The organism is Planotetraspora kaengkrachanensis, from assembly GCF_016862895.1.
Taxonomy (GTDB): Bacteria; Actinomycetota; Actinomycetes; order Streptosporangiales; family Streptosporangiaceae; genus Planotetraspora; species Planotetraspora kaengkrachanensis.
Genome location: NZ_BONV01000026.1, coordinates 129,580 through 151,109, shown reverse-complemented (window position 1 = coordinate 151,109; position 21,530 = coordinate 129,580). Strand labels below are relative to the sequence as shown.

General features: G+C 69.5%; 22 protein-coding genes and 1 tRNA gene. 13 read left to right on the top strand and 10 right to left on the bottom strand.

Going from position 1 to position 21,530, the window contains the following annotated elements:
- Nucleotides 1-36: 36 nt before the first annotated feature.
- Entirely contained in the window at nucleotides 37-570 is a 534-nt protein-coding gene (locus Pka01_RS25750) for a 2'-5' RNA ligase family protein (protein ID WP_203885443.1), read from the bottom strand.
- 273 nt (nucleotides 571-843) lie between these two features.
- Between Pka01_RS25750 and Pka01_RS25745 the strand changes: the two genes are divergently transcribed.
- The 5 genes from Pka01_RS25745 (at nucleotide 844) to Pka01_RS25725 (ending at nucleotide 2,945) form a co-directional block, all read left to right on the top strand.
- Nucleotides 844-1,053 carry a hypothetical protein gene (locus Pka01_RS25745; protein WP_203885442.1) on the top strand — a complete coding sequence of 70 codons (210 nt, stop codon included), beginning with the start codon at nucleotides 844-846 and terminating at the stop codon, nucleotides 1,051-1,053.
- Entirely contained in the window at nucleotides 1,050-1,565 is a 516-nt protein-coding gene (locus Pka01_RS25740) for a DUF6879 family protein (protein WP_239115296.1), read from the top strand. Before Pka01_RS25745 ends, Pka01_RS25740 begins: the two co-directional genes overlap by 4 nt.
- Nucleotides 1,546-2,397, top strand: coding sequence for a helix-turn-helix domain-containing protein (locus Pka01_RS25735; protein ID WP_203885441.1), 852 nt, complete (start codon nucleotides 1,546-1,548; stop codon nucleotides 2,395-2,397). The genes Pka01_RS25740 and Pka01_RS25735 overlap by 20 nt, the downstream gene beginning before the upstream one ends.
- 91 nt (nucleotides 2,398-2,488) lie before the next feature.
- The gene (locus Pka01_RS25730; protein ID WP_203885440.1) at nucleotides 2,489-2,656 is read left to right on the top strand and encodes a hypothetical protein; all 168 of its coding nucleotides are present in this window, start codon (nucleotides 2,489-2,491) and stop codon (nucleotides 2,654-2,656) included.
- 1 nt (nucleotide 2,657) lies between these two features.
- On the top strand, nucleotides 2,658-2,945 hold the full coding sequence (locus Pka01_RS25725) for a hypothetical protein (RefSeq protein WP_203885439.1): 288 nt from the start codon (nucleotides 2,658-2,660) through the stop codon (nucleotides 2,943-2,945).
- A gap of 150 nt (nucleotides 2,946-3,095) precedes the next feature.
- Here the strand turns inward: Pka01_RS25725 and Pka01_RS25720 are convergent.
- The 4 genes from Pka01_RS25720 to Pka01_RS25705 form a co-directional block, all read right to left on the bottom strand.
- Nucleotides 3,096-3,169 (bottom strand) — tRNA-Lys (locus Pka01_RS25720).
- Between the two features lie 91 nt (nucleotides 3,170-3,260).
- Complete coding sequence (locus tag Pka01_RS41460) at nucleotides 3,261-3,857, bottom strand: hypothetical protein (protein ID WP_308442278.1); 597 nt, start codon at nucleotides 3,855-3,857, stop codon at nucleotides 3,261-3,263.
- Between the two features lie 1,326 nt (nucleotides 3,858-5,183).
- Complete coding sequence (locus tag Pka01_RS25710) at nucleotides 5,184-5,570, bottom strand: OsmC family protein (RefSeq protein ID WP_203885438.1); 387 nt, start codon at nucleotides 5,568-5,570, stop codon at nucleotides 5,184-5,186.
- A 63-nt stretch (nucleotides 5,571-5,633) separates the two neighbouring features.
- A complete protein-coding gene (locus Pka01_RS25705) occupies nucleotides 5,634-6,386 on the bottom strand; it encodes a response regulator transcription factor (protein WP_239115295.1) in 753 nt (250 codons plus the stop codon).
- 147 nt (nucleotides 6,387-6,533) lie between these two features.
- Between Pka01_RS25705 and Pka01_RS25700 the strand changes: the two genes are divergently transcribed.
- Entirely contained in the window at nucleotides 6,534-7,898 is a 1,365-nt protein-coding gene (locus tag Pka01_RS25700; protein ID WP_203885437.1) for a ferredoxin reductase family protein, read from the top strand.
- 8 nt (nucleotides 7,899-7,906) lie between these two features.
- Here the strand turns inward: Pka01_RS25700 and Pka01_RS25695 are convergent, their stop codons facing one another.
- Nucleotides 7,907-8,182: a hypothetical protein gene (locus Pka01_RS25695; RefSeq protein ID WP_203885436.1), complete on the bottom strand. Its 276-nt coding sequence runs from the start codon at nucleotides 8,180-8,182 to the stop codon at nucleotides 7,907-7,909.
- A gap of 378 nt (nucleotides 8,183-8,560) precedes the next feature.
- Between Pka01_RS25695 and Pka01_RS25690 the strand changes: the two genes are divergently transcribed.
- The 3 genes from Pka01_RS25690 (at nucleotide 8,561) to Pka01_RS25680 (ending at nucleotide 12,600) form a co-directional block, all read left to right on the top strand.
- Entirely contained in the window at nucleotides 8,561-10,666 is a 2,106-nt protein-coding gene (locus Pka01_RS25690; RefSeq protein ID WP_203885435.1) for an acyltransferase family protein, read from the top strand.
- Nucleotides 10,667-10,868: 202 nt separating this feature from the next.
- Entirely contained in the window at nucleotides 10,869-11,240 is a 372-nt protein-coding gene (locus Pka01_RS25685) for a phage holin family protein (protein WP_203885434.1), read from the top strand.
- Nucleotides 11,230-12,600, top strand: coding sequence for an aromatic amino acid lyase (locus Pka01_RS25680; protein WP_203885433.1), 1,371 nt, complete (start codon nucleotides 11,230-11,232; stop codon nucleotides 12,598-12,600). Before Pka01_RS25685 ends, Pka01_RS25680 begins: the two co-directional genes overlap by 11 nt.
- A gap of 19 nt (nucleotides 12,601-12,619) precedes the next feature.
- On the opposite strand, the gene Pka01_RS25675 is transcribed toward Pka01_RS25680, so the two are convergent.
- Nucleotides 12,620-13,621 carry a LacI family DNA-binding transcriptional regulator gene (locus tag Pka01_RS25675; protein WP_239115294.1) on the bottom strand — a complete coding sequence of 334 codons (1,002 nt, stop codon included), beginning with the start codon at nucleotides 13,619-13,621 and terminating at the stop codon, nucleotides 12,620-12,622.
- A gap of 158 nt (nucleotides 13,622-13,779) precedes the next feature.
- Between Pka01_RS25675 and Pka01_RS25670 the strand changes: the two genes are divergently transcribed.
- Both Pka01_RS25670 and Pka01_RS25665 read left to right on the top strand, forming a co-directional pair.
- On the top strand, nucleotides 13,780-14,670 hold the full coding sequence (locus Pka01_RS25670; RefSeq protein WP_203885432.1) for an amidohydrolase family protein: 891 nt from the start codon (nucleotides 13,780-13,782) through the stop codon (nucleotides 14,668-14,670).
- The gene (locus tag Pka01_RS25665) at nucleotides 14,667-15,206 is read left to right on the top strand and encodes a cysteine dioxygenase (protein WP_203885431.1); all 540 of its coding nucleotides are present in this window, start codon (nucleotides 14,667-14,669) and stop codon (nucleotides 15,204-15,206) included. The genes Pka01_RS25670 and Pka01_RS25665 overlap by 4 nt, the downstream gene beginning before the upstream one ends.
- A 383-nt stretch (nucleotides 15,207-15,589) precedes the next feature.
- On the opposite strand, the gene Pka01_RS25660 is transcribed toward Pka01_RS25665, so the two are convergent.
- The 3 genes from Pka01_RS25660 to Pka01_RS25650 form a co-directional block, all read right to left on the bottom strand.
- Nucleotides 15,590-16,345, bottom strand: coding sequence for a hypothetical protein (locus Pka01_RS25660; protein ID WP_203885430.1), 756 nt, complete (start codon nucleotides 16,343-16,345; stop codon nucleotides 15,590-15,592).
- Between the two features lie 78 nt (nucleotides 16,346-16,423).
- Complete coding sequence (locus Pka01_RS25655) at nucleotides 16,424-17,665, bottom strand: CynX/NimT family MFS transporter (RefSeq protein ID WP_203885429.1); 1,242 nt, start codon at nucleotides 17,663-17,665, stop codon at nucleotides 16,424-16,426.
- A gap of 189 nt (nucleotides 17,666-17,854) precedes the next feature.
- Nucleotides 17,855-19,315: a benzaldehyde dehydrogenase gene (locus Pka01_RS25650; protein WP_203885428.1), complete on the bottom strand. Its 1,461-nt coding sequence runs from the start codon at nucleotides 19,313-19,315 to the stop codon at nucleotides 17,855-17,857.
- Between the two features lie 289 nt (nucleotides 19,316-19,604).
- Here Pka01_RS25650 and Pka01_RS25645 point away from each other — a divergent pair, with 289 nt between their 5' ends.
- Together Pka01_RS25645 and Pka01_RS25640 are read left to right on the top strand one after the other, a co-directional pair.
- A complete protein-coding gene (locus tag Pka01_RS25645) occupies nucleotides 19,605-20,390 on the top strand; it encodes an IclR family transcriptional regulator (RefSeq protein ID WP_203885427.1) in 786 nt (261 codons plus the stop codon).
- Between the two features lie 48 nt (nucleotides 20,391-20,438).
- Complete coding sequence (locus Pka01_RS25640) at nucleotides 20,439-21,485, top strand: LacI family DNA-binding transcriptional regulator (protein ID WP_239115293.1); 1,047 nt, start codon at nucleotides 20,439-20,441, stop codon at nucleotides 21,483-21,485.
- Nucleotides 21,486-21,530: the final 45 nt, after the last annotated feature.

Genomic DNA, 21,530 nt, shown 5'->3' with positions numbered 1-21,530 from the left:
TCTGGTCGGCCCGACCGACAAAACCGTGCGCCCGGCTCACACCTCCGGGCAGCCGAGAGGGAAGGACGCCGTCTCCTTCCACAGCGCTCCGTCGAAGGTCTCCAGCGCCACGGCGCGGACGCGGGTGACCACCGGCAGCCGCCCCGACAACTCGGCCTCGATCATGTCCTGGATGTCGGGCGGCACGCCGTCGGCCACGGTCAGGTGGGGCAGGATCACCTCGAACTGCCCCCCGTACGGCGGGGCCTCGGGCCAGCGCGCCGCGACCGCCTCGGTCAGCTCCCGGAACGGCGCGTCGGGATCGGGGGTCAGGTAGATCACGTCGGGGAAACGTCCACAGGCAGGGAACCGCGCGTCGAACGCGGCACGAGCGGCGAACAGCTCACCCAGCGCGGCCACGACCCCGGCGTCGACGCGATCGGCGTCGAGGAAGGGATAGAGCACGGTCACGTGCGCGGGAACGCCGTGGGCGGCGGAGGAGTCGAACCGCCGCCGCCAGGCTCCCACCACGGACTCCGCCTCGGGCACGTGGATCACGAGCGCGGTCTGTCCAGGTGCGAACTCCGCCACCGGTCACCTCTCAGTCGGGGGATTTAGCGCGATCATCCGGTCATTCCCCTGGCACGCATCAGGCCTCCGCGCGTCGGTTTCCCCCCGGCCGGCAATGGGATCTTCCGCCTTTACCGTTACCACGCGAAGGCTCTCCGCGGACATGTCCGATCAATCTGTGACGTGCGCCCCAGGGACTCGAACCCGGACCCCGATGCGCTTGACGAGCCGCGATGTACGACCCAGCATCGAAATGCCCGCAACATTTCGCAACATCAGGCCGGGAGGTCAAGTATGCGGATTACGTTCATCGGCAAGGACCCTGACAGCAACCCCAATCAGTGCCCCTCCCTCTACAAGACCGATCGCGGCAGCTGGCTGGTCCAGGGCTGGGTCGTCAGCGACCAGGAGACACTGCAGCAGATGGACATCCCCGAGAACGAGACCGTGGTGGAGATCCCCGATCGCTTGGTGCCACTGTTCTTCCGTACGGTGGAGCAGTGACGATCACTGATGAGGAGTTTCACCGACTCCTCAAAGGCATCACCTCCAGCGCTGACCACCTGGAGGTACGCGACGCCTACGGCACCGAGACCGAGTTGCCTCACCTGGCTGAATGGGCCGCCGGAGAACCTGACGACCTAACCTGGCTCGCCGACTGGTGCACCGACCTGCGCGTCCACACCAAGGCAGGGCGGAGTGTACGGCGAGCGCGGGTCATATCGGAACCGCTCAGCATCTACCAGCAGTGGTCCTACTCCATCGCGCAGCCGATGGTCGACGCCGGAGAGGACATCCGGTGGGTGCCCCGGCGGCTGGTCTCCTCGATCGCCCTGCCCGGCAACGACTTCTACCTCCTTGACGACAGGCTGGTCATCTTCCTGCACTACACCGGCGACGGACTCGGCGCGGGCATGGAGACCTCCACCGACCCCGCTGACGTGGCGCTGTGCCGTACCGCCTTCGACGGGGTATGGAAACTGGCGATCCCGCACCGTGAGTACACGCCCGCTTAGCCCCGCCAGGCAGGCCGCCGAGAACCTCGCCCGGCGGCTACGCGAGATCCGCCGCAGTTCCGGCCTGACCGGACGGGCCTTGGCCGCCATCGCCGGCTGGCATTTCACCAAGGTGTCCCGCCTGGAGAACGGGAACAAGACCCCGACCGAGGCTGAACTCCGCCTGTGGTGCCGGCTCTGCGACGCCGAGGATCAACTTCCTGATCTCCTCGCCGACGTCCGCGCGCTGGAGTCGATGTATCAGGAGTACAAGCGGCAGACCCGCGCCGGAATGAAACGCCTCATGCGCACCTCGGTCCCCTTGTACGAGCGGACTACCCGTTTCCGGATCTACGAGCACAACGTGATCCCTGGCCTGTTTCAGACCCCGGAGTACGCGGCAGCGATGTTGAGCTTCTGGATCGAGTTCCTGGAAACGCCGAACGATCTGGACGAGGCGATCGCTGCCCGCATCCGGCGGCAACAGGTCGTCCGCGATCCGGCCAGGCGGATCGAGGTCGTGATCGAGGAGCAGGCGCTGCGGGTATGGTTCGGCGGCGCCGCTGTGCAGGCTGGGCAATTGGAGCGGCTACTGGCGGTGCAACGGCTGCCCAACGTGTCCCTGGGGATCATCCCGATGATGATCGTGCGGCCCTGTGTCGCCTCTTCCGGGTTCTGGATCTTCGATGATGAGCTGGCCATCTTGGAGACGCCGACCGCAGGGATTGAGGTGACCCGCCCGGGCGAACTGGACCTCTATGTGCGCATGTTCGGCCTACTGACCTCGGTCGCACAGTATGGCGAGGCCGCCCGGGAGTTGATCGTCTCTGCGCTCCGCGACCTCGCGAATTGACGCAACATTCCGCAACATCATGGATTCGAGCAGGGCCCGTTCCTACGGTCGAAGCATGGTCGCCGTACGCGGACTCATTAGCCACTCACCCATGCCCGCGCGCCTTGCGCCGCAGCTTCTCGCCGACATCTGCCAGGTCCTGGAACGACACGGCTACCAGCTTCCTGAGGAGACGCCCCTGGTCCAGGAACTCGTGCTCGCCCGCGTCGAGTACGCCCTACGTGACCTCGTCGAACGATTCGAGGGAAGGGTCCGATGACATGGCACTCCCCGAGGAGTTCCACGGTCCTCACCCCGGCACCCGCCGAGTCAACTGCGAAACACTCTCCTGGCACCAGACCAACGGCCGAGTCGACCGCATCCGGATCACCGCCCACACCTGTGAATGTCTGGCGACGATCTTCGAGTTGTGCCACGCGGGTGGGCTGGGCTTCGTACGCAAGACCGTCCGTCGTGAAGATCAGGCGGTCGTAAGGGAAAGCGATTGGCTGAACATTCCCTCCGCCCACGGTCTGTTCCTGCGGATTCTGTTGGGCGAGGCGCGATAGATCGGCGCGCCGGACGACAGGCGCAATTCCGGCGTCTTTCGTTCCTGCATCCAGTTGGCATCCGACGCGATCCCGGAGCTCAGGCGGGCCGATCAGGCGAGACGAACGAAGAAACCCCAGCTCGATGACCCAAGCTGGGGTTTCTGTCTGTGCGCCGCCAGGGACTCGAACCCCGGACCCGCTGATTAAGAGTCAGCTGCTCTAACCAACTGAGCTAGCGGCGCCTGCGACGTGCGTAACCTTAGCAGTCCCGGGGACGGCACGCACATCGGTAATCGGGTGCGAGGTCGCCCGCGAAGGGCGCCCCTCCCGGGCTCAGCTGTTGCTCCACGCCCCGCTGGAGAAGGGGACCGGCTCGCCGCGCTTGCCGGGGCCCGCACCCCACTTGGTGACCACGTATTCCACGTCGATGTGGCCCTGGGAGCCGCCCACCGTCAGGGTGTCGGAGTTCCAGCTGGTGCCGACGAGGTCGGCGAAGGTCTTGCCGTCGATGTCGAGCATGACGCCGTCGTTCGACGGGTTGCCGGGACCGCGGTCGCCGATGAAGAACTTGGCCTTGCGGCCGTTGTAGAAGACGTAACCCTCGGTGCCGAGCGGCCAGCTGGGGCTGGCGAACAGACCCTGCTGCATCGGCTTGCCGATCGCGGGCTGGCCGGTGTCCCCCTGGCGGCCGGAGCCGTCGTCCCAGAAGTACGAACCGCTGGTCGAGCCGCGCAGCAGAACCTGCTCGTTCTGGACGCCGGCCGGGGAGACGATGGTGTCGCTCGCCGGCTTCACGACCGGAGCGGCGCCCATGATGGATGCGCCGATCATGGCGGCGCAGGCCGCCGTGGTCACGGACGAGACGGTCCGGTGGGCCCGCACCCCGCGGGCGCCCTTGCCGACCAGGTCGCGGACGGCGTTGGTACACATGCCTACTACGGCTTTGGTACGCGGATCGAGATAGGTCTTCATGGAAGGCCGGGGATCTTTCGTGAGACGACTGGATGAGCGACTTTGCGTCGGCATCGAACCTCTCGGTTCGGACTGGCCGTGGAACGCTGTCGCCGGCCGGGCGAGAACATCGATCGCCCGTTAGACACACGCTCAGGCGCGGAAGCTATGAGGACCGGCCCGGAGGCCGCCGTATGTCAGACGTGGTCCGAAAGGATCTGGAGTGAGGCCGCAGTGGGGTCGCCCACCGCCGATCTCTTCTCCTGGACTTTGCCACTTGTTGGTAGCAATTGGGACTCTACAAGACAAGTCAGGAGATAACCAAGCAAAGACCCCATAATACCCAGAAGATCTACCCCTTCCCCCAAGGGCAGACCACGAGGTCGGAACGCCGAAGTGCCGGATACACCGAGGCTGAGGCCCTCGCCCCATGGGGTTGACGGCGCATCCGGGCAAAGCCTTCCTGGCAAAGAGCAAGTCAGGGGCGAGGTCAAGGAAAGGGTGCCCACACCCCGGCAACCAGAGGGTAAAGAGGCCCCGAGTAACGGGCTCGCCAGCATGCGTCTGCCATGCATCCCGGTTCGGCAAAGCCCACCCTCACCGCAGGCCGTGATCACGCACAGGTTCGGGGAGTCACCCTCCGATCTGCCCCCCACCCCCCGCGTGATCATGCACAGGTTCGAAGACATGGGCCCTGACCTGCGAAAATCCCATCCGTGATCATGCACAGGTTCGGAGACGTACACCCTTACCTGCGGACATTCCAGCCGTGATCATGCGCGTATTCGCGATCAGGGGCGACAGGTCGCAATCCGCGAACCAAGGCGTCGATGGCAAAGTCGAAGAGGTCCGACGCCCAAAGGGCAGGACCGCTGCCACAGCTGCGCCGACCCCTCGGCAGGGGACCGCGGTCGTCACGGAACACGCAGCGGCCGCAAGAAAGCCGGATACAGGAGCCGGATACAGGGAGCCGCAGGCCGCGAAGAAGGCGCGGGACCCGGGCATGAAAAACGCCGAGGCCGGACAGTCCCCCAACTGTCCGGCCTCGGCTGAAGCGGTTCCGCCAGACATGCCCTCCCCAAAGGCACCGGCAGGCCCCCGCTTATCGCCGGACGCGGTTCCCCCTCCGCGTCCTTCAATAAAGCTCTTCTGGTCGTCTCGACCTGCTACCACATTAGCGCCGTAGTTGTCATGAACTCGTCATCGACAGGTGGATTTTCGGCCTACATCCGGCGTTGACCTGGTGCGACACGGTCAAGTGGCGCCCCCCGGGCGTCGGAAACCCGCCCCGGAGTCCCGCAGAGACTACCCGTTGAGGACGACGCGGACCTCGGTGCCCCGCTCAAGGGAGCGGCTGACGATGCAGTGGCGCTCATGTACCCGCTGCGCCACGGCCTCGAAGACCTCCCGGGACTCCTCGGACGGCGGCTCGACGTCGTAGGTGACCGTCACGGATTCCAGCAGGGTGGGGGCGGCCTTCTCGGACGTGACGTCCACCGCGAGACGGACCAGCCGGTGGCCCCGCTGGGCGGTGAGGGGCTCCACCGTCATGATGTTGCACCCGCCCACGGCCGCGAGCAGCAGTTCCAGGGGGCTGAATACGCCCTCGGAGGTGCCGATGGTGATCTCCGCACCCCGGTCGTTGCGGGCCACGAAACCGTCTTCGGTGCGCTCGACGCGGACGAATGCCATGGCGCCACCCTACTGGGGGTCGTGAGCACCGCTCGCGACCTCAGCGCCCGGCCGCTCGCGACCTCAGCGCCCGGCCGCCTCGCCGACCGCTCCCGGGTCCTTGAGCGGGTCCTTGAGCGGCTCCTTGAGCGTGTCCCTCAGTGTCTCCCTGAGCGCGTAGCCGAGCCCGTGCACGGTGTGGATCAGCCGGGGCTCCCCTGCCGCCTCCGTCTTCCTGCGCAGGTAGCGGATGTACACCTCCAGCGAGTTGGACGCGGGGCGGAAGGTGTGCCCCCAGATCCGCTCGAGGATGACCTTCCGGGTGAGCACCTGTCCCCCGTTGCGGATCAGCAGGTCGAGCAGGGCGTATTCCGTCCTCGTCAGGTCGAAGATCCGGCCGCCCCGCGTGGCCTGCCTGCTCTCCGGCAACAGGGTCAGGTCGGCGAAGCCCGCGGCCGGCTCCGCCGGCGCCGTACGGCGCAGCAGCGCCCGGACCCGGGCGAGCAGCTCCTCTACGGCGAACGGCTTGATCAGGTAGTCGTCGGCTCCCGCGTCGAGCCCGGCCACCCGGTCCCCGACGTCCTCGAGCGCGGTGAGCATGAGCACCGGGACCCGGTTGCCCTTCTCCCGCAGCCTCCGGCAGACCTCGAGGCCGTCGATCCGCGGCATCAGCACGTCGAGCAGCACCAGCTCCGGGGTGCCACCGGTGATCAAGGCGAGCGCCGACGCGCCGTCGTCGGCGGTCGTGACGCGGTGTCCCTCCCCGCGCAGGACGCGCGCGATCGCGTCGCGCACGTCCGGATCGTCGTCCACGACCAGTATCCGTGTCTTGGCCACCCGGCCATCCTGGCCTGGGGCGATGAGAAGTTCATGAAGGAACGCCGCAGGCCGGCGCGCGGGTCCTCCTGCGGGGCAGCCGATCGCGGCCCGGGCGCGGGACGACTCGTTCAGATCCGTCTCATATCAATCGGCCATGGTCGAGGGATGGCACACACCGAGGTGACGGGACCGGACCCGGCGGGCCGGCCACGGGCGGGCAAGGCCCGCGCCTCTACGACCTGGCTGTGGCCCGCGATCTTCTGGGGTGGCGCGGCCATGGCGCTCGTCCCCTGGGCGGTCCGCTCGGGACACCGCTTCGCCGCCGATCCCCTCATCGGCACCGGCAGGGTGGCCGGAATACTCGCCGGATATCTCATCGCGGTCCAGCTCATCCTCATGAGCAGGGTCCTCGACACGCGGCTCCTCTCGGTGTGGCATCGCAGGCTCGGGGCCGCCGTGTTCGCCTTCATCACCGTGCACATCGTCTTCAGCACCGTGGGCCACGCCGCAGGAAGAAGCCTGGCGGACCAGACGCTGAGATTCCTCTACGGCTACCCCTGGCTGCTCGCGGCCTACGTCGGGACGGCGCTCATCGTGATGATCGGCCTGACCTCGATCCGGGCGATCAAACGGCGGATGCGCTACGAGACCTGGTACTACCTGCATCTGTACGCCTACCTGGGAACCGCGCTCGCGTTCGCCCACACGATCATGATCTCCACCGACATCAAGGGGATCGCCCGGGTCTTCTGGATCGCCCTGTACGGCACGGCCCTCACGCTGGCGGTCTGGCGGCGGATCGTGCGGCCGGTCATGCTGGCGACGCGGCACGGCTTCCGGGTGTCCGACGTGGTCCAGGAGACGCCGGACGTCACCTCGATCCACATCGGCGGCCGCAGGATGCGCGAGTTCCGGGTCGAGCCCGGCCAGTTCCTGTGGCTGCGCTTCCTCACGCGGAACGACTGGGGGCAGGCACACCCCTTCTCTCTGTCGGCCGCGCCCGACGGGCACCGCCTGCGCGTGACGGTCAAGGCGCTGGGCGACCACACCCGAGGGCTTCAGGAGGTCGCGGTCGGCACCCGGGTCGTCGTCGAGGGGCCCTACGGAAGCTTCACGGCCGGCTCACGCGCCAACAAGGACGTCCTGATGATCGCCGCCGGCATCGGGATCACACCGATCAGGGCGCTGCTCGAGGAGATGCCGCCAGGAACGGTCGTCCTCTACCGGGCCAGGTCGGAGAGCGAGATCGTCTTCCGTGACGAGCTCGACGAGCTGGCCAGGTCACGCGGCGCGCGCCTCGTCTACCTGCTGGACGGGGCGGGCCAGGACGGCGGCGCACCTGTGGACGCCGACGGCCGCCGCGTCCCGGAGGAGCTCACCGCCCCGGGACTCGCCCGGCTCGTTCCCGGTATCGGGGACAGGGACGTCTACCTGTGCGGTCCCCCCGATCTCGTCCACCGGGTCACCGCGGAGCTGCGCAGAGCGGGCGTCCGCGACCGGCACATCCACCACGACCCCTTCGAGCTCTAGGCGGGGGCTCAGGCGTCGGGATGCTTGGACAGGTAGTCCACGTAGACGGGCCGCAGGGCGTCGCCGAGTTCGCCCTCACCCGCCGCCATCGCATCGCTGAGCAGCGCGGACACCCGGCTGAGATCGTTCGCGGACTCGTCGGAGTTGCCGCTGGCGGCCTCGGCGGCCGGAATCAGCTTCAGCAGGTCCCAAAGGAAGCCGAAGTCGCCGTGCCGTACGGCATAGTGCACGGCGCGGTCGTGCAATTCCTTCGCCGACAGGGAATCAAGCTCTTCCACGTCCATCCACACTCACCCCAAAAATCGTGATTGCCCAAAGCCGCCCCGGTTATGCCCATGGCAGAGAAAAGGGTAGTCAGAGCCCACGAACCCTTTGCCGACCCCCTCTCCCCGGAGGCGCACCGGAGGCTGTTCCGAGACGCCTCCGAAACGCCTCCGAGACGCCGGGCACGAGCCCCCCGAACGCGCATGAGCCCCATTCGCCCCACCCTGTAGACATTTGTTCGCCACCTATATGAAACTCGCATGAACTTCAGCGGAACACCTCCGGACCATCCCTTGACCAGGTACGACGGTTATGTTTCGGTTTGTCGCTATGCCGTCTCCCCGGAAATCCCCGCCAGCTTCGCGAATGATCGCACCGGCCGCCGGGAGAAACGCACAGTGACGCACGCGACTCCCGTGCCGCTGGAAAGAATCGAGCACACCGCGCCCGCCTCCACCTCGCACACCCGGAAGCGGACCGACATCGAGGGACTGCGCGCGATCGCCGTGTCGCTCGTGGTGCTGAGCCACTCCGGGGTGAGCCTGTTCGCCGGTGGCTACATCGGCGTCGACGTCTTCTTCGTGATCTCCGGCTTCCTGATCACCTCGCTGCTACTGCGCGAGCTCGACACCACCGGCCGCATCTCGATCCGGCGCTTCTACGCGCGGCGGGCCCTGCGGCTCCTGCCCGCCTCCACGATCGTGGTCGTCTTCACCGTGATCGGCGCCTGGCTGTGGCTCACGCCGGTCAGGTTCGCGGAATACACCAAGGACGCCCTCGCCAGCACGCTCTACGCCATCAACTTCCGGCTGGCGATCACCGGTACCGACTACCTGCAGGAGGGCGCTCCGCCCTCGCCGTTCCAGCACTTCTGGTCGCTGGCGGTCGAGGAGCAGTTCTACCTCGTGTGGCCCCTCCTACTGATCGTCTCCGCCTGGCTCCTCGGCCGCGGCGGCCGCAGCAGCCGTACCCGCTACCTGGCGGTGCCGCTCATCGCCCTGTCGGCGACCTCCCTGGTGCTGAGCATCGTGGAGACCCCGCGCTCCGCCCCCTGGTCCTACTTCGGCTCGCACACCCGCGTCTGGGAGTTGGGCGCGGGAGCCCTCGTGGCGCTGGCGGCCGCGCGGCTCGCCCGCACACCGGGCCGGATCGCCGCCGTCATCACGTGGGCCGGCCTGGCCGCGATCCTCGCCGGGGCGGTGATCTACGACAACGACACCCCCTTCCCCGGCTACCACGCGCTCCTGCCCGTCGTCGGCACCGCGATGGTGATCGCGGGCGGCACCGCGTCGGCGCGCGGCGACACACGGCTGCTCCTGGGACTGGCGCCGTTCCAGCGCATCGGCGGGCTGTCCTACGGCTGGTACCTCTGGCACTGGCCGCTCCTCGTCATCGGTCCCGCCGCTCTCGGCCTGCACGGCACGCTGAAGGTCAATCTCGCGCTGAGCGCCATCGGCCTGGTCCTGGCGGCCGTCACCCTCTATCTGGTGGAGAACCCGGTCCGCTTCCACCGCGCGTTCAAGAACCGGCCGGGACGGGCGATCTCACTCGGAGTCACCCTGTCCGCGGGCGCGGCGGTGATCGCCCTGGTGGCCGCCACCGTGCCCCCCTCGATCCCGTACGGCCCGCCGGTCGCGGACCTGCCGGCCGGGATGGCGTCGGCGCAGGACGCCGAGGCGTTCCTGAAGTCGGCCATCGGCGGCGGCGTGCCGCCGGAGCGGCTTCCCGGCAACCTGTCGCCCTCGCTCACCACGGTGAAGGACGACAAGGCGATCGTCTACGACGACGGCTGCCACGTGGGCTACGACGACGTCTCGATGCCCGAGTGCGCCTTCGGCGACCTCACCTCGAGCAAGGTGGTCGTGCTCTTCGGCGACTCCCACGCGGCGAGCTGGTTCCCCGCGATGGAGACGCTCGCCAAGGAGAACCACTGGAAGCTCTACTCGTGGACCAAGGCGTCCTGCAAGGTCTCGTCGATCACGCTGGTCCGCACCGGCAAGGCGTACGAGACCTGCGACACCTGGCGGACCCAGACGATCGCGAGGATCAAGAGGCTCCACCCCGCCCTGGTCGTCATGTCCTCGTCGGAGGACGGGACGATCTTCCCCAAGCAGACCGACAACGCGGCGGCCTGGGGCGCGGGCTTCGCGGCGACGCTGAAGCAGATCAACGCGCGCGGCACGAAGATGACCCTGATCCAGGACATCCCCTGGCCCAGCAGCGACGCGCCCGAGTGCCTGGCACAGAACCCCCGGGTCCTGACCCTGTGCACGAACAAGCTCCCCAAGGCGCTGCACTCGCCCGCCCGTCGCGCGGCCATCGCCGCCGCGGCGAAGAAGGCCAAGATCAAGGTTATCGACCCGACCAGCTGGTTCTGCGGCACGGTGGGCACGTGCCCGCCGGTCATCGGCAACCTGCTCGTCTACCGGGACGAGGGCCACATGACCAAGCAGTACTCCCAGCTCCTCGCACCGCTCCTCATGTCCCGCCTGCCCAAGATCTGAGCGGCGGGGCGGGAGCCACCGGGGAGCCCGCCCGGCGGCGCGGGAACCGCCGAACTATACGATCGCAACGAGTCAGCGACGCGGGTCGTCGCGAGTGCGCAGCGGGCGGTCGGCGGGCTTGCCGGGCGGAGGGCGGGGCGAGCATGCTTGTCCGTCTCTGCCGTCTGACACCCGCTTTTCCGATCATGGAAGGATCCCCCCCTTGAAGTTCATCCTTAAGGTGCTGATCGTCGCCGGAGCTCTGTGGGTGTCCACACAGCTCGTGGACGGCATCACGGTGAACACCGGCAGCGCCGCCAAGCAGGCGGGCACCCTGATCGCCGTCGCGCTCATCTTCGGTCTCGTCAACGCGGTGCTCAAGCCGATCATCAAGACCATCGGATGCGCCTTCTATGTGCTGACACTGGGCCTGTTCGCCCTCGTCGTCAACGCCGCCCTCCTGCTGCTCACGGGCTGGGTGGCCGACCAGGTGGACCTGCCGTTCCACGTCGACGGGTTCGTCGCCGCATTCTGGGGCGCGCTCATCGTCGGTGTGATCAGCTGGGTCCTCAACATGATCCTCGGTGACGACTGACATCACTCTCGACGGCACCACGCTGACCTGCGAACAGGTCGGCGCGGTGGCCCGCGGCGAGGCGCGGGTCGCGGTCGGTTCGACGGCCGCGGCCCAGGCCGCCTGGCATGCCTCCGGCCAGTTGCACGGCCCCGTGTACGGCCGGACCACGGGCGTCGGGGCCAACAAGGACGTGGCCGTGCACGCGCAGGGGATGGACCTCGCGCGCAGCCACGCGGGCGGCGCCGGGCCGCTGGTCGAGGAGGAGCGGGCCCGGGCGATGCTGGTGATCCGCCTCAACCAGATCCTCCGCGGCGGGTCGGGCGTCAATCCCGGCGTCCTCCCCGTCCTCGCCTACGCGATCAACGAGGGCTTCACGCCCCCCGTCCGCCTGTACGGCGCGATCGGCACGGGCGACCTGACGGCCCTGTCCACAGCCGCGCTCTGCCTGACGGGCGAGGTCCCCTGGCGCCGCGCCCCCTGGTCGCCGGACGAGGCGCCGTCGTTCGCGCTGTCCGGGTCCGACGCGTTGCCGTTCATGAGCGCCAACGCCATGACGCTGGGCGACGCCGCGCTGGCCTGCGCGGGGCTCCGCCCGCTGCTCGGCGCGTCCATCGGGGTGGCCGCCCATTCGTGGCGCGCCGTCGACGCGTCGGACGAACCACTGGAACAGCCCGTGCAGGACGCGCGGCGCCATCCCGGCCAGGCCAGGGTGGCCACCCGCCTGCGCCGCCGGCTCGCCGGCGGGCCGTCCCCCCGCCTTCAGGACCCGTACGGCTACCGCGCGTTTCCGCAGGTCCACGGGGCGGCCTTCGACGCGCTCGACATGGCGGAGCGGGTGGTCACGACCGACATGAACTCCGCGGCGGAGAACCCGCTCATCGCGGGCGGCAGGGCCTGGCACAACGGCAACTTCCACACCGCGCCCGTCGCCCTCGCCCTCGACGGGCTGCGCGCCGCGCTCGTCCAGACGGCGTCGTTGTCGACGGCGCGACTGGCCACGATGATGGAGCCCGCCTACACCGGCCTGATCCCGTTCCTCGCCGACCGGCCGGGCGCCTCGGGGGCGCTCATCCTCGAATACGTCGCCTACGACGCCCTCGCCACGCTGCGTAATCTCGCCGCGCCCGTGACGCTGGGGGGCGCCGTCCTGTCCCGCAGCGTGGAGGACCACGCCGGGTTCGGCACCCAGGCGGCGCGGGCCTGCCTCGCGACGCGGGAGCCGTACGAGATCGTCCTGGCCTGTGAGCTGGTCGCGGCCGTGCGCGCGCAACGGCAGCGCGGCCTGTCCTGCGACGTTCCGCTCGACCCGCGCATGGAGGACCGCCCCCTCGACGCCGACATCGAGGCCGCGCGGGCGGCGCTGCCGGCCTTCGCCTAGCGCACGCGCGCCGCGCGCCTCACCGGCGGGCGGGCGGTTGGACCGACAGGCGTTCACGCAGGCCGGGCGCCTGAACGATGCGACGGTGGTGCGCCTTGCCGTCCGAGGCGGCGACGACGAGCTTGACGGCGGCCCGGACGATGCCATCGAGGTCCCAGTTCACGGTCGTCAGACCGAGGAGCTCCGACATGGGATGGTCGTCGTATCCCATCACCGCGACGTCCTGCGGCACCGAGAGCCCGAGCTCTCCTGCCGCCTTGTACACGCCGTAGGCGATCGAGTCGGAGAAGCAGAACACGGCGGTCGGCCGGTCGGGCCGGGTCAGGAGCCCGGTCGCGACCTCGGCCGAGTCTGCGAGGCCCTGCCCGGCCGTTCGCACGTCGATGTCCAGGCCGAGGCGCTCGGCCTCGGCGATCACATGGACGTCGGCGGGGCGGTCAGGGGTGCTCGGCCGGGTCGGGGTGAGCACCGCGACGTGGCGGTGGCCCTTGTCCCTGACGTACTCCAGCGCCATCGTGACCCCGCGCCGGTTGTCGAAGACCACTTCGGCCGCGGTGTGGCCGTGCAGCAGGGCGTCGCCGATGGCCACGACGGGCAGGGAGTCGGCGAGATCGGCCCAGAACCTGGCCGCCGGGTCCACCGGCTGCACGATCAGCCCGTCCACCCGCTGGTCTCTGAGCTGGAGTGCGAGGGTGCGCTCCCGTGCCGGGTCGCCCGCGGCGTCGAGGATGAGCGCGTACCGGTCCTTGTCGCGCAGGGCCCGCCCGATGCCGACGGCGAGTGACTGCTGCCACAGATCCTCCAGCGAACCGCAGAGCAGGCCGATCATCCCCGTTCGGCCGCTGGCGAGGGCCCGGGCGATCGGGTCGGCCTCGTATCCGAGCTCCGCGGCGGCCTGCCGTACCCGCTGCATGGTCTCCTCGGAGACCTGCATGCCACGCAGGGCGTAACTCACCGCGGCGGGTGACAGGCCGGTCGCCTGTGCCACCTCCCGGATAGTCGCGCGCTTACGCTGAGCCACTCGGTAACCCTATGCCGGACAGGGGCTCCCGTCTTGACACCTTCGGAGGTGAAGCGTTTCACTGAAACGTATCAGTGAAGCGATTCAGCGTCTTGACAAGGCCGTTCCCTCCGATTACATGTATTATCAGTCGGGAATTAGGGCAACAGGAGGTGACGATGGCCATCGACGTGCACCAGCATCTGTGGACGCCGTCGTTCCTCGACGCCCTGCGGCGCCGCACCGAGCCGCCGCTCCTCGACGGCTGGACGCTGGTCCTGGACGGCGAGGCGCCCTACGAGGTCGACCCGGGCGCCCACGACCTGGACGCGCGGCTCAAACTCAACGCCGACCTCGACCTCGCGCTCATCTCGTTGTCGAGCCCTCTGGGCATCGAGCACCTGCCGCCGGATGAGGCGTGGCCACTCATCGACGCCTACCACTCCGGCGCCCGCGACCTGCCCTCCCCGTTCGGCGCCTGGGCCGCGGCGCCGGTGACCGACGTCGACGCCGTACGGCTCGCGCACACCCTCGACCAGGGCTTCCGCGGCCTCCAGTTGCCCGCCACCGCCCTGGGGGACGCCTCCGGCCTGTCGGCCGTCGCCCCGCTCCTCGGCGTACTGGAGGAGCGCGGGCTGCCGCTCTTCGTCCATCCCGGGCCCGCGGCCACGCCGCAGGGTCCGTCCTGGTGGGCCGCGGTGGTTCCGTACGTCCAGCAGATGCACGCCTCGTGGTACGCCTTCCAGGCCTTCGGCCGGCCCAGGCACCCCCACCTGAAGATCTGCTTCGCCCTGCTGGCCGGGCTGGCGCCCCTCCACTCGGAGCGCCAGATCAACCGGGGAGGCTCCGGCCGCGGACTCGTGGACACGAACATGTTCGTCGAGACCTCGTCCTACGGGCCGCGGGCCATCGACGCCGTCGTCCGCGAATTAGGCATCGACGTCGTCGTCAACGGCTCGGACCTTCCGTACGCGGAGGCCCCCTCGCCCGATTTCGGCGAAGCCGCCCGCCACGCCATCCGCGTGAGCAATCCCGATCGCATGTTGAAACGAAAGGAGTCGCAGTCATGAGCACCCCCACCGTCCAGGTCAGCGAGCGCTGTGCTCCTTTCGAGGAGCTCCCTGCCCGCGCTCTCGACCGCCGCGAACTTTCCGAACTGGTCAACGAACTCGCGGCGCAGCCCCAGCTGTGGGAGGAGCACCTCAACTTCGAGGGCGCGGAGGACGGCGGCCGTCACTACGCCTCGCTCTACCGCGACTCCTATGTGGACGTGTGGCTGCTGTGCTGGCGCCCGGAGGACGACACGGGCTGGCACGACCACGACATCTCCTCGGGAGCGGTCCGCGTGGTGGCCGGCGAGCTGAAGGAGTGCAACCCCAGGATCGGCGGTGAGCACCTCGAGACGGCCGTCGCCGAGGGTGACTCGTTCACGTTCGGCCCCGACCACATCCACCGCCTGACCGGAGCACAGCACGGGAGCGTGTCGATCCACGCATACTCCCCGCCCCTGTGGCGGCTCGGGCAGTACTCCATCAACCAGGACGGGATGATGCGCCGCCTGTCGGTCAGCTACGCCGACGAACTCCGCCCCCTCGACCCCGCGTGATCATGCACACTCTCGCGAACATGCCCCGCGAGCTGCTCAACCATTTTCCCGTGATCATGCACACCTTCGCGGAAGTGGCCGCTGACGTGCCCTAACGCGATTCGTGATCATGCATGGATTCGGCTTCAGGTGCGCTGATTCGCGGAAACACTTCGCGTGATCATGCACGATCCGCCGTCGCACCAGGGCGCTCCATGCATGATCGCGACCGGCATCTTGCCAGCTCGGCGCGCCCCTTCTCGAAATCGTGCATGATCACGCATCACGTTGAGGCAGGCCAGCACTCGCCTCCACGAACGTGTGCATGATCACGACAGAAGGACGGCCAGGTCAGCGATGCGCTCCCCGAAACTGTGCATGATCACCCGCAGGGGGCGGGCAGGTCAGCCGGCTTCTTCGCGAAGGTGTGCATGATCACGGCCAGGGGTTGTGGGGAGGACGCAGCAGGTCGTGCAGGGGTCGTCGGGATGGATGGCCACCCATAGGCAGCAGGTGCGGCGGCGGTAGCCGTCCTCGTGGGGGACGATCAGGCCGTCCACGGGGCGCCCGATCTCCGCGAGGAGGGCGGCGGCCCGGTCGTAGGGCCCGAACTCCAGCAGCGGACCGGCGAACGCCTCCGCCGTCGACCCCCACAACGTTCGCTCCCCCACCCTGGCCAGCGCCCCGAGGGCCCGGATGACGGGCCGTTGCCCGTCGAGCAGCGCCTCCCTGATCGCCGCGCCCAGGCTGTCCACGACCACCGTTCCGGGAGCTCCCGCCATCGGGTCACCGGGAAGGACGGCGACGCTCACCTTCTCGGCCGCGATCGTCACGCCGGCCTCGGACGACCGCACGAGGGTGTCCTCGAGCCGCATCAACGGCACCCGCCGCCCGAGCTGCCAGCCGAGCGCCATGGGCAACGTGTGCCAGTAGCCGTAGGTCTTCCACAGCAGCGCCGCGCCCACGTGCCGGGGGGCGCCCCACCGGTCGGCCGTCTCCCGCACCAGCCCGGCCAGCCCCTCGTACGGCTCCCGCACCAGGTCGGAGACCCGCATCCAGCCGTCGGCGTCCCGGGTGACGAGCCCGGGAAGCACGCCGATCACGCCGTCCCTCTCGGCCGCGAGGCTTTCGAGACTCTCGGTGAGAGCTCCAAGGGGCACGGCGTCTCCACTCACTTAGGCAAGGCTTACCTAAAGCTTAGACGCTCACACGGCCGGGAGGCACTCGTCGCGGCCGCGTCAGCCCGTTCCCGGCGAACCGCCGGGCGACGGGGTGACCGCCCCAGGCGCGGCGGCCCCCGCCACCTCGGGGACGGCGGGATCACCCGGTGCGGGACGGCCGGCGAACAGACCCGACCCGAGCTGGACGGCGCAGGCGGCGAGCCCCACGAGGAGCGGCACGGTCCAGCCTCCGGTGGCCTGGTGGATCAGGCCGAAGGCGACGGGACCGAGCGCGGCGAGCGTGTAGCCGCTCGACTGGGCGACGGCCGACAGCGCGGTCACCGACGCCGGGTCGGGGGCGCGCAGGGTGATGATCAGCAGGGCCAGGGCGATGGATGCGCCCTGCCCGATGCCGAGGACGATCATCCAGAGCCACGGCAGCGTCGTCGGCGCGAGCAGGACGCCGACGTATCCGACCATGGTGAGGACGGCCGCCGCGGTCACGTGCGGCACCTGGGAACGCGCCCGGCCCGCGTGGATGGGCACGGTGAGGGTCGCCGCGATCTGGGCCAGGTTCGTGAGCCCGAGCATGTACCCGGCCTCGTCGGCGGGCAGCCCGGCGTCCTGGAAGATCGTCGGAAGCCAGGCGAGGACGACGTAGAACGTCAGCGACTGCAGCCCCATGAAGGACATGACCACCCACGTGGTCCTGCTCCGCAGCAGAGTGCGGTATCGCCCGCGGCCGGCTCTTCCACCGCCCCCTTCGGGACGCCGGAAGGCCTGCGGCGCCCACAGCAGCGCCGCCACCAGGGCGAGCACGGCGACCGAGCCCGCGGCCGTCCGCCAGCCGTACTCTCCGGCCAGTGGCACCATGACGGACGAGGCCACCGCCGCTCCCGCGACCAGGCACGAGACGTAGACGCCCGTGAGGAGCCCCACCTGGGACGGGAAGTGCTGCTTCACGAGGCCGGGCATGGCGATGTTCATGATCGCGATCGCGGTGCCCGCCAGGGCGGCTCCGGCGTACAGGCCGACGAGGCCTCCCGTGCTGCGCACGACGACGCCGACGGCCAGGATGAGCAGGCCGACGAGCAGCGTGCGGTCGAGCCCGAGCCTGGTGGACAGGGCGGGGGCCAGCGGACCGAGAAGGCCGAGGCAGAGCACCATGACCGTCGTGATCGCCCCGCCCGCGGCCGGGGAGAGGGAGAGGTCGGCCATGATCTCGTTCAGCAGCGGGGAGACGCCTGCCAGCGCGGGCCTGAGGTTCCATGCCGCCAGAACGAACCCGACGACAAGGAGCAGTCGGCCACGATTACCCATGAGCAACCACGAACACCCTCAATGCCTCAACATGCCTTACCGTCCCACAAACCATAACCAACCCCTTCGCCGTGATCATGCACAGATTCGGCGGTGGCCCGTCCCGCCTGCGCCGATCCCGGCCGTGATCATGGACAGGTTCGCGCACACCCGCCCGGGCCTGCGCGAACCCATGCCGTGATCATGCACTCAGAACGGGTACCTGGCGATGTCGCCCTGCATCGTGACCCACTGGGTGTGGGTGAAGGCGTCCACGTTGGCCCTGCCGCCGCCGAAACGGGAACCGGTGCCCGACGCGCCCACCCCGCCGAACGGCGCGACGGCCTCGTCGTCCACCGTCTGGTCGTTGATGTGCACGATGCCGGTGGGAACGAGGTCGGCCAGGGCCAGGCCCTTCATCACGTCCCGCGTCAGGATGCCGAGCGACAGCCCGTACTCACTGTCCCCGGCCAGCGCCGCCGCCTCCTCGATCGTGGCGAACGGCATGACCGGCGCGACCGGACCGAAGACCTCGTTCGCGTACGCGGGCGCGTCGGCCGTCAGGTCGGTGAGGACCGTCGGCCGGTAGAACAGCCCCTCGTACGTCCCGCCCGCCGCGAGCCGCGCACCGGCCTCCACGCTGCCCGTGACCAGGGCATGGACCTTGTCGCGCTGCCGCTCGTCGATCAGCGGGCCGAGGGCGACCTGGCCGGTGGCCGGATCGCCGACCGGCATGTGGTCGGCCTTGGCCGCCAGTCGTGCGACGTACTCCTCCTGGAGGGACGAGTGCACAAGATGCCGCCCGGTGGTCATGCAGATCTGGCCCTGGTGGAAGAACGAGCCCCATGCGGCGGCGGAGACGGCCAGATCGAGGTCCGCGTCGTCGAGGACGATCAGCGCGGAGTTGCCGCCCAGTTCCAGATGGGCCCGCTTCAGCAGCCGGCCGCACATCTCCCCGACCTTCCTGCCCGCCACCGTCGACCCGGTGAAGGAGATGACCGGGACGCGCGGATCGGCCACGAGGGCCTCCCCTGCGCCGGGCCCGCCGGGGAGCATGTGAAGCACGCCCGGAGGCAGCCCCGCCTCCTCGAAGACGCGCGCGATCGACACGCCGCCGCTCACCGCCGTACGGGGATCGGGCTTCAGTACGACGGAGTTGCCCAGGGCGAGCGCCGGGGCCACCGACCTGATGGCCAGGATCAGGGGGAAGTTGAACGGCGCGATCACCCCGACCACGCCCACCGGTACGCGGCGGGCCAGGCTGAGCCGCGGCCGGGCCGTCGGCAGGAGCTCGCCCGAAGGCTGGGAGGCCAGAGCCGCCGCCTCGTAGCACTCGGAGGCGGCCACGGCGGCCTCGAACGCGGCCTTGCCGGGGATGGAGCCCGCCTCGCGGATGAGCCAGCCCTGGATCTCCTCGGCGTGCTCCTCGAACAGCCGGCCCGCCCTGCGCAGGACGGCGGCCCGCTCCTCGAACGTCGCGGCGGCCCATGCGCGCCGTGCCTCGTACGCCCGTACGGCGGACGCCGTGACGTCCTCGGGACCGGCGAGGCCCACGCGGCCGATCTCGTTGCCGGTCGCCGGCTCCATGACGGGAGCGTCACCGGCCCGCGATGTCGCCCATTCTCCGTTGAAGATCGATCCCGCCCAGATCTTCGCGTCCATCAATGTCATGAAAAATCCTCCTCATGGGGCAACTCGGAGCCGGGGATGACCGCGATCTCCAGGAGAATCGGCTTGCTCGAGGCCGTCGCCTTCGACGACGAACTGACAGATCAACATGTGTTCGCATTGCGAACGAGAGTTCTCGTTGGAACGTACAGTGGAAGCTACGCCCGACCCCGTCGAACGTCAACGAAAACGAGGACGATTCTTCCCATACCTCGTTCGCCTTGAGAACGTCGGTTCAAAATACGAACAACGTCGGGACGCTAGAGTTCCAGCTCGGGAGGTGGGAGGGTCCATGGCCGAGGAGTACGTCCAGTCGCTCGCTCGTGGCCTGTCGGTGATCCGGGCCTTCGACGCGACCAGCCCGGAGCTCACGCTCAGCGACGTGGCGCGCAAGACCGACATGACGCGCGCCGCCGCGCGGCGTTTCCTGCTCACCCTGGTCGGCCTGGGCTACGTGCGGACCGACGGACGGCTCTTCTCGCTCTCGCCGCGCGTCCTCGAACTCGGCTACGCCTACCTGTCGAGTCTTTCGCTTCCCGAGGTCGCCCTCCCGCACCTGGAGCGGCTCGTCGCCGAGGTGCACGAGTCCGCGTCGGTGTCGGTGCTCGACGACGGCGACGTCGTGTACGTCGCCCGCGTGCCCACCGCGCGGATCATGCGGGTCACGATCGCCATCGGAACCCGCTTCCCCGCCCACTGCACCTCGTTGGGCCGCGTGCTGCTGGCCTGGCTCACCCCCGAGGAGATCGACGCGGCACTCGAACGCTCGCCGCTGGAGCGCCTCACTCCGAGGACCACGACCTCGCCCGCGGCCCTGCGGGCGGAGCTGGACCGGGTCAGGGGTCAGGGCTGGGCGATGGTGGACCAGGAGCTCGAGGAAGGCCTGCGCTCGATCGCGGCGCCGATCCGGGACCGCGGCGGGCGGGTGGTCGCGGCGGTGAACGTGTCGTCCCACGCCAGCCGTACGACGCTCGAATCGGTCCGCAGGGACCTGCTCCCGCCGCTGCTGGCCACGGCCGCCAGAATCGAGGCCGATCTGCAGGCGACCGGTGTGGGCGACTCCGCCGCACGACGCTGAGACTCCGACGGCGTCGTCACCGGACCCGAGATGCGGGATGATCCAGCCGTGACAGAGACGAGGCGCGGCCGACCCACCATGAACGACGTGGCGGCCGAAGCGGGAGTGGCGCTCAAGACGGTGTCACGCGTGGTCAACCACGAGCCCGGGGTGAACACCGCCACGGCCGAGCGCGTCCAGGCCGCCATCGACCGGCTCGGCTACCGGCGCAACGACGGCGCGAGGACTCTGCGCCAGGGCCGCACCGCCAGCATCGGCCTCGTGATCGAGGACGTCGCCGACCCCTTCTACTCGGGCCTGAGCAGGGCCGTCGAGGACATCGCACTGGGCCACGACTACCTCGTCTTCACCGGGTCGTCCGGCGAGAGCCCCACTCGGGAGCGCGACCTCGTCCTCGCCTTCTGCGCCCGCCGCGTCGACGGGCTGATCATCGTCCCGGCCGGCGACGACCACGAATACCTCACACCCGAGGTCGACGCCGGGATCGCCGCCGTCTTCGCCGACCGCCCTCCGGGGACGGGCCCCGAGGCGGACACCGTGCTCTGCGACAACACCGGGGGCTCCCGAGCGGGGGTCCACCACCTCATCGCCCACGGTCACCGCCGCATCGCCTATGTGGGCGACTCCCCGTCCATCTTCACCGCGGCGGAGCGGCTGGAGGGCTACCGCCAGGCCCTGTCGGCCGCCGGCCTGCCGTACGACGAGGGGCTGGTCGCCATGGGCCCGGTCGACCAGGGGCGGGTCCAGGCCGACGTCGAGCGCCTGCTGAACTCGCCGGACCCGCCGACCGCGCTGTTCACCGGCAACGGCCGGACCACCGTCGCGAGCCTCCGCGCGTTCGCCTCGTTCGGGCCGGGCGGCAGGCGGTTGGGCGAGCCCCACGGGGCCGACGTCGCCCTGGTCGGATTCGACGACTTCGAGCTGGCCGACCTGCTGAAGATCACCGTCGTGGCCCAGGACCCGGTGGGTCTGGGCAGGACGGCGGCGGAGCTGCTCTTCCAGCGGCTGTCCGGCGACGAGGACGCGCCGCGCCGGGTGGAGCTGCCCACCCGGCTGATCGATCGGGGCTCGGGCGAGGTCCGGCCCGGCGCCTGAGGCCGGCCGGCGGAGGTTCGGCCCGGGTCGGCCCCGGCAGGTGTA

Coding starts and splice junctions, on each gene's coding strand:
- Pka01_RS25645 (WP_203885427.1), top strand. CDS start 19,605: ATGGCCGAGGAGTACGTCCAGTCGCTCGCTCGTGGCCTGTCGGTGATC.
- Pka01_RS25650 (WP_203885428.1), bottom strand. CDS start 19,315: ATGACATTGATGGACGCGAAGATCTGGGCGGGATCGATCTTCAACGGA.
- Pka01_RS25730 (WP_203885440.1), top strand. CDS start 2,489: ATGCCCGCGCGCCTTGCGCCGCAGCTTCTCGCCGACATCTGCCAGGTC.
- Pka01_RS25670 (WP_203885432.1), top strand. CDS start 13,780: ATGGCCATCGACGTGCACCAGCATCTGTGGACGCCGTCGTTCCTCGAC.
- Pka01_RS25655 (WP_203885429.1), bottom strand. CDS start 17,665: ATGGGTAATCGTGGCCGACTGCTCCTTGTCGTCGGGTTCGTTCTGGCG.
- Pka01_RS25700 (WP_203885437.1), top strand. CDS start 6,534: ATGGCACACACCGAGGTGACGGGACCGGACCCGGCGGGCCGGCCACGG.
- Pka01_RS25725 (WP_203885439.1), top strand. CDS start 2,658: ATGGCACTCCCCGAGGAGTTCCACGGTCCTCACCCCGGCACCCGCCGA.
- Pka01_RS25710 (WP_203885438.1), bottom strand. CDS start 5,570: ATGGCATTCGTCCGCGTCGAGCGCACCGAAGACGGTTTCGTGGCCCGC.
- Pka01_RS25665 (WP_203885431.1), top strand. CDS start 14,667: ATGAGCACCCCCACCGTCCAGGTCAGCGAGCGCTGTGCTCCTTTCGAG.
- Pka01_RS25745 (WP_203885442.1), top strand. CDS start 844: ATGCGGATTACGTTCATCGGCAAGGACCCTGACAGCAACCCCAATCAG.
- Pka01_RS41460 (WP_308442278.1), bottom strand. CDS start 3,857: ATGTGTACCAACGCCGTCCGCGACCTGGTCGGCAAGGGCGCCCGCGGG.
- Pka01_RS25695 (WP_203885436.1), bottom strand. CDS start 8,182: ATGGACGTGGAAGAGCTTGATTCCCTGTCGGCGAAGGAATTGCACGAC.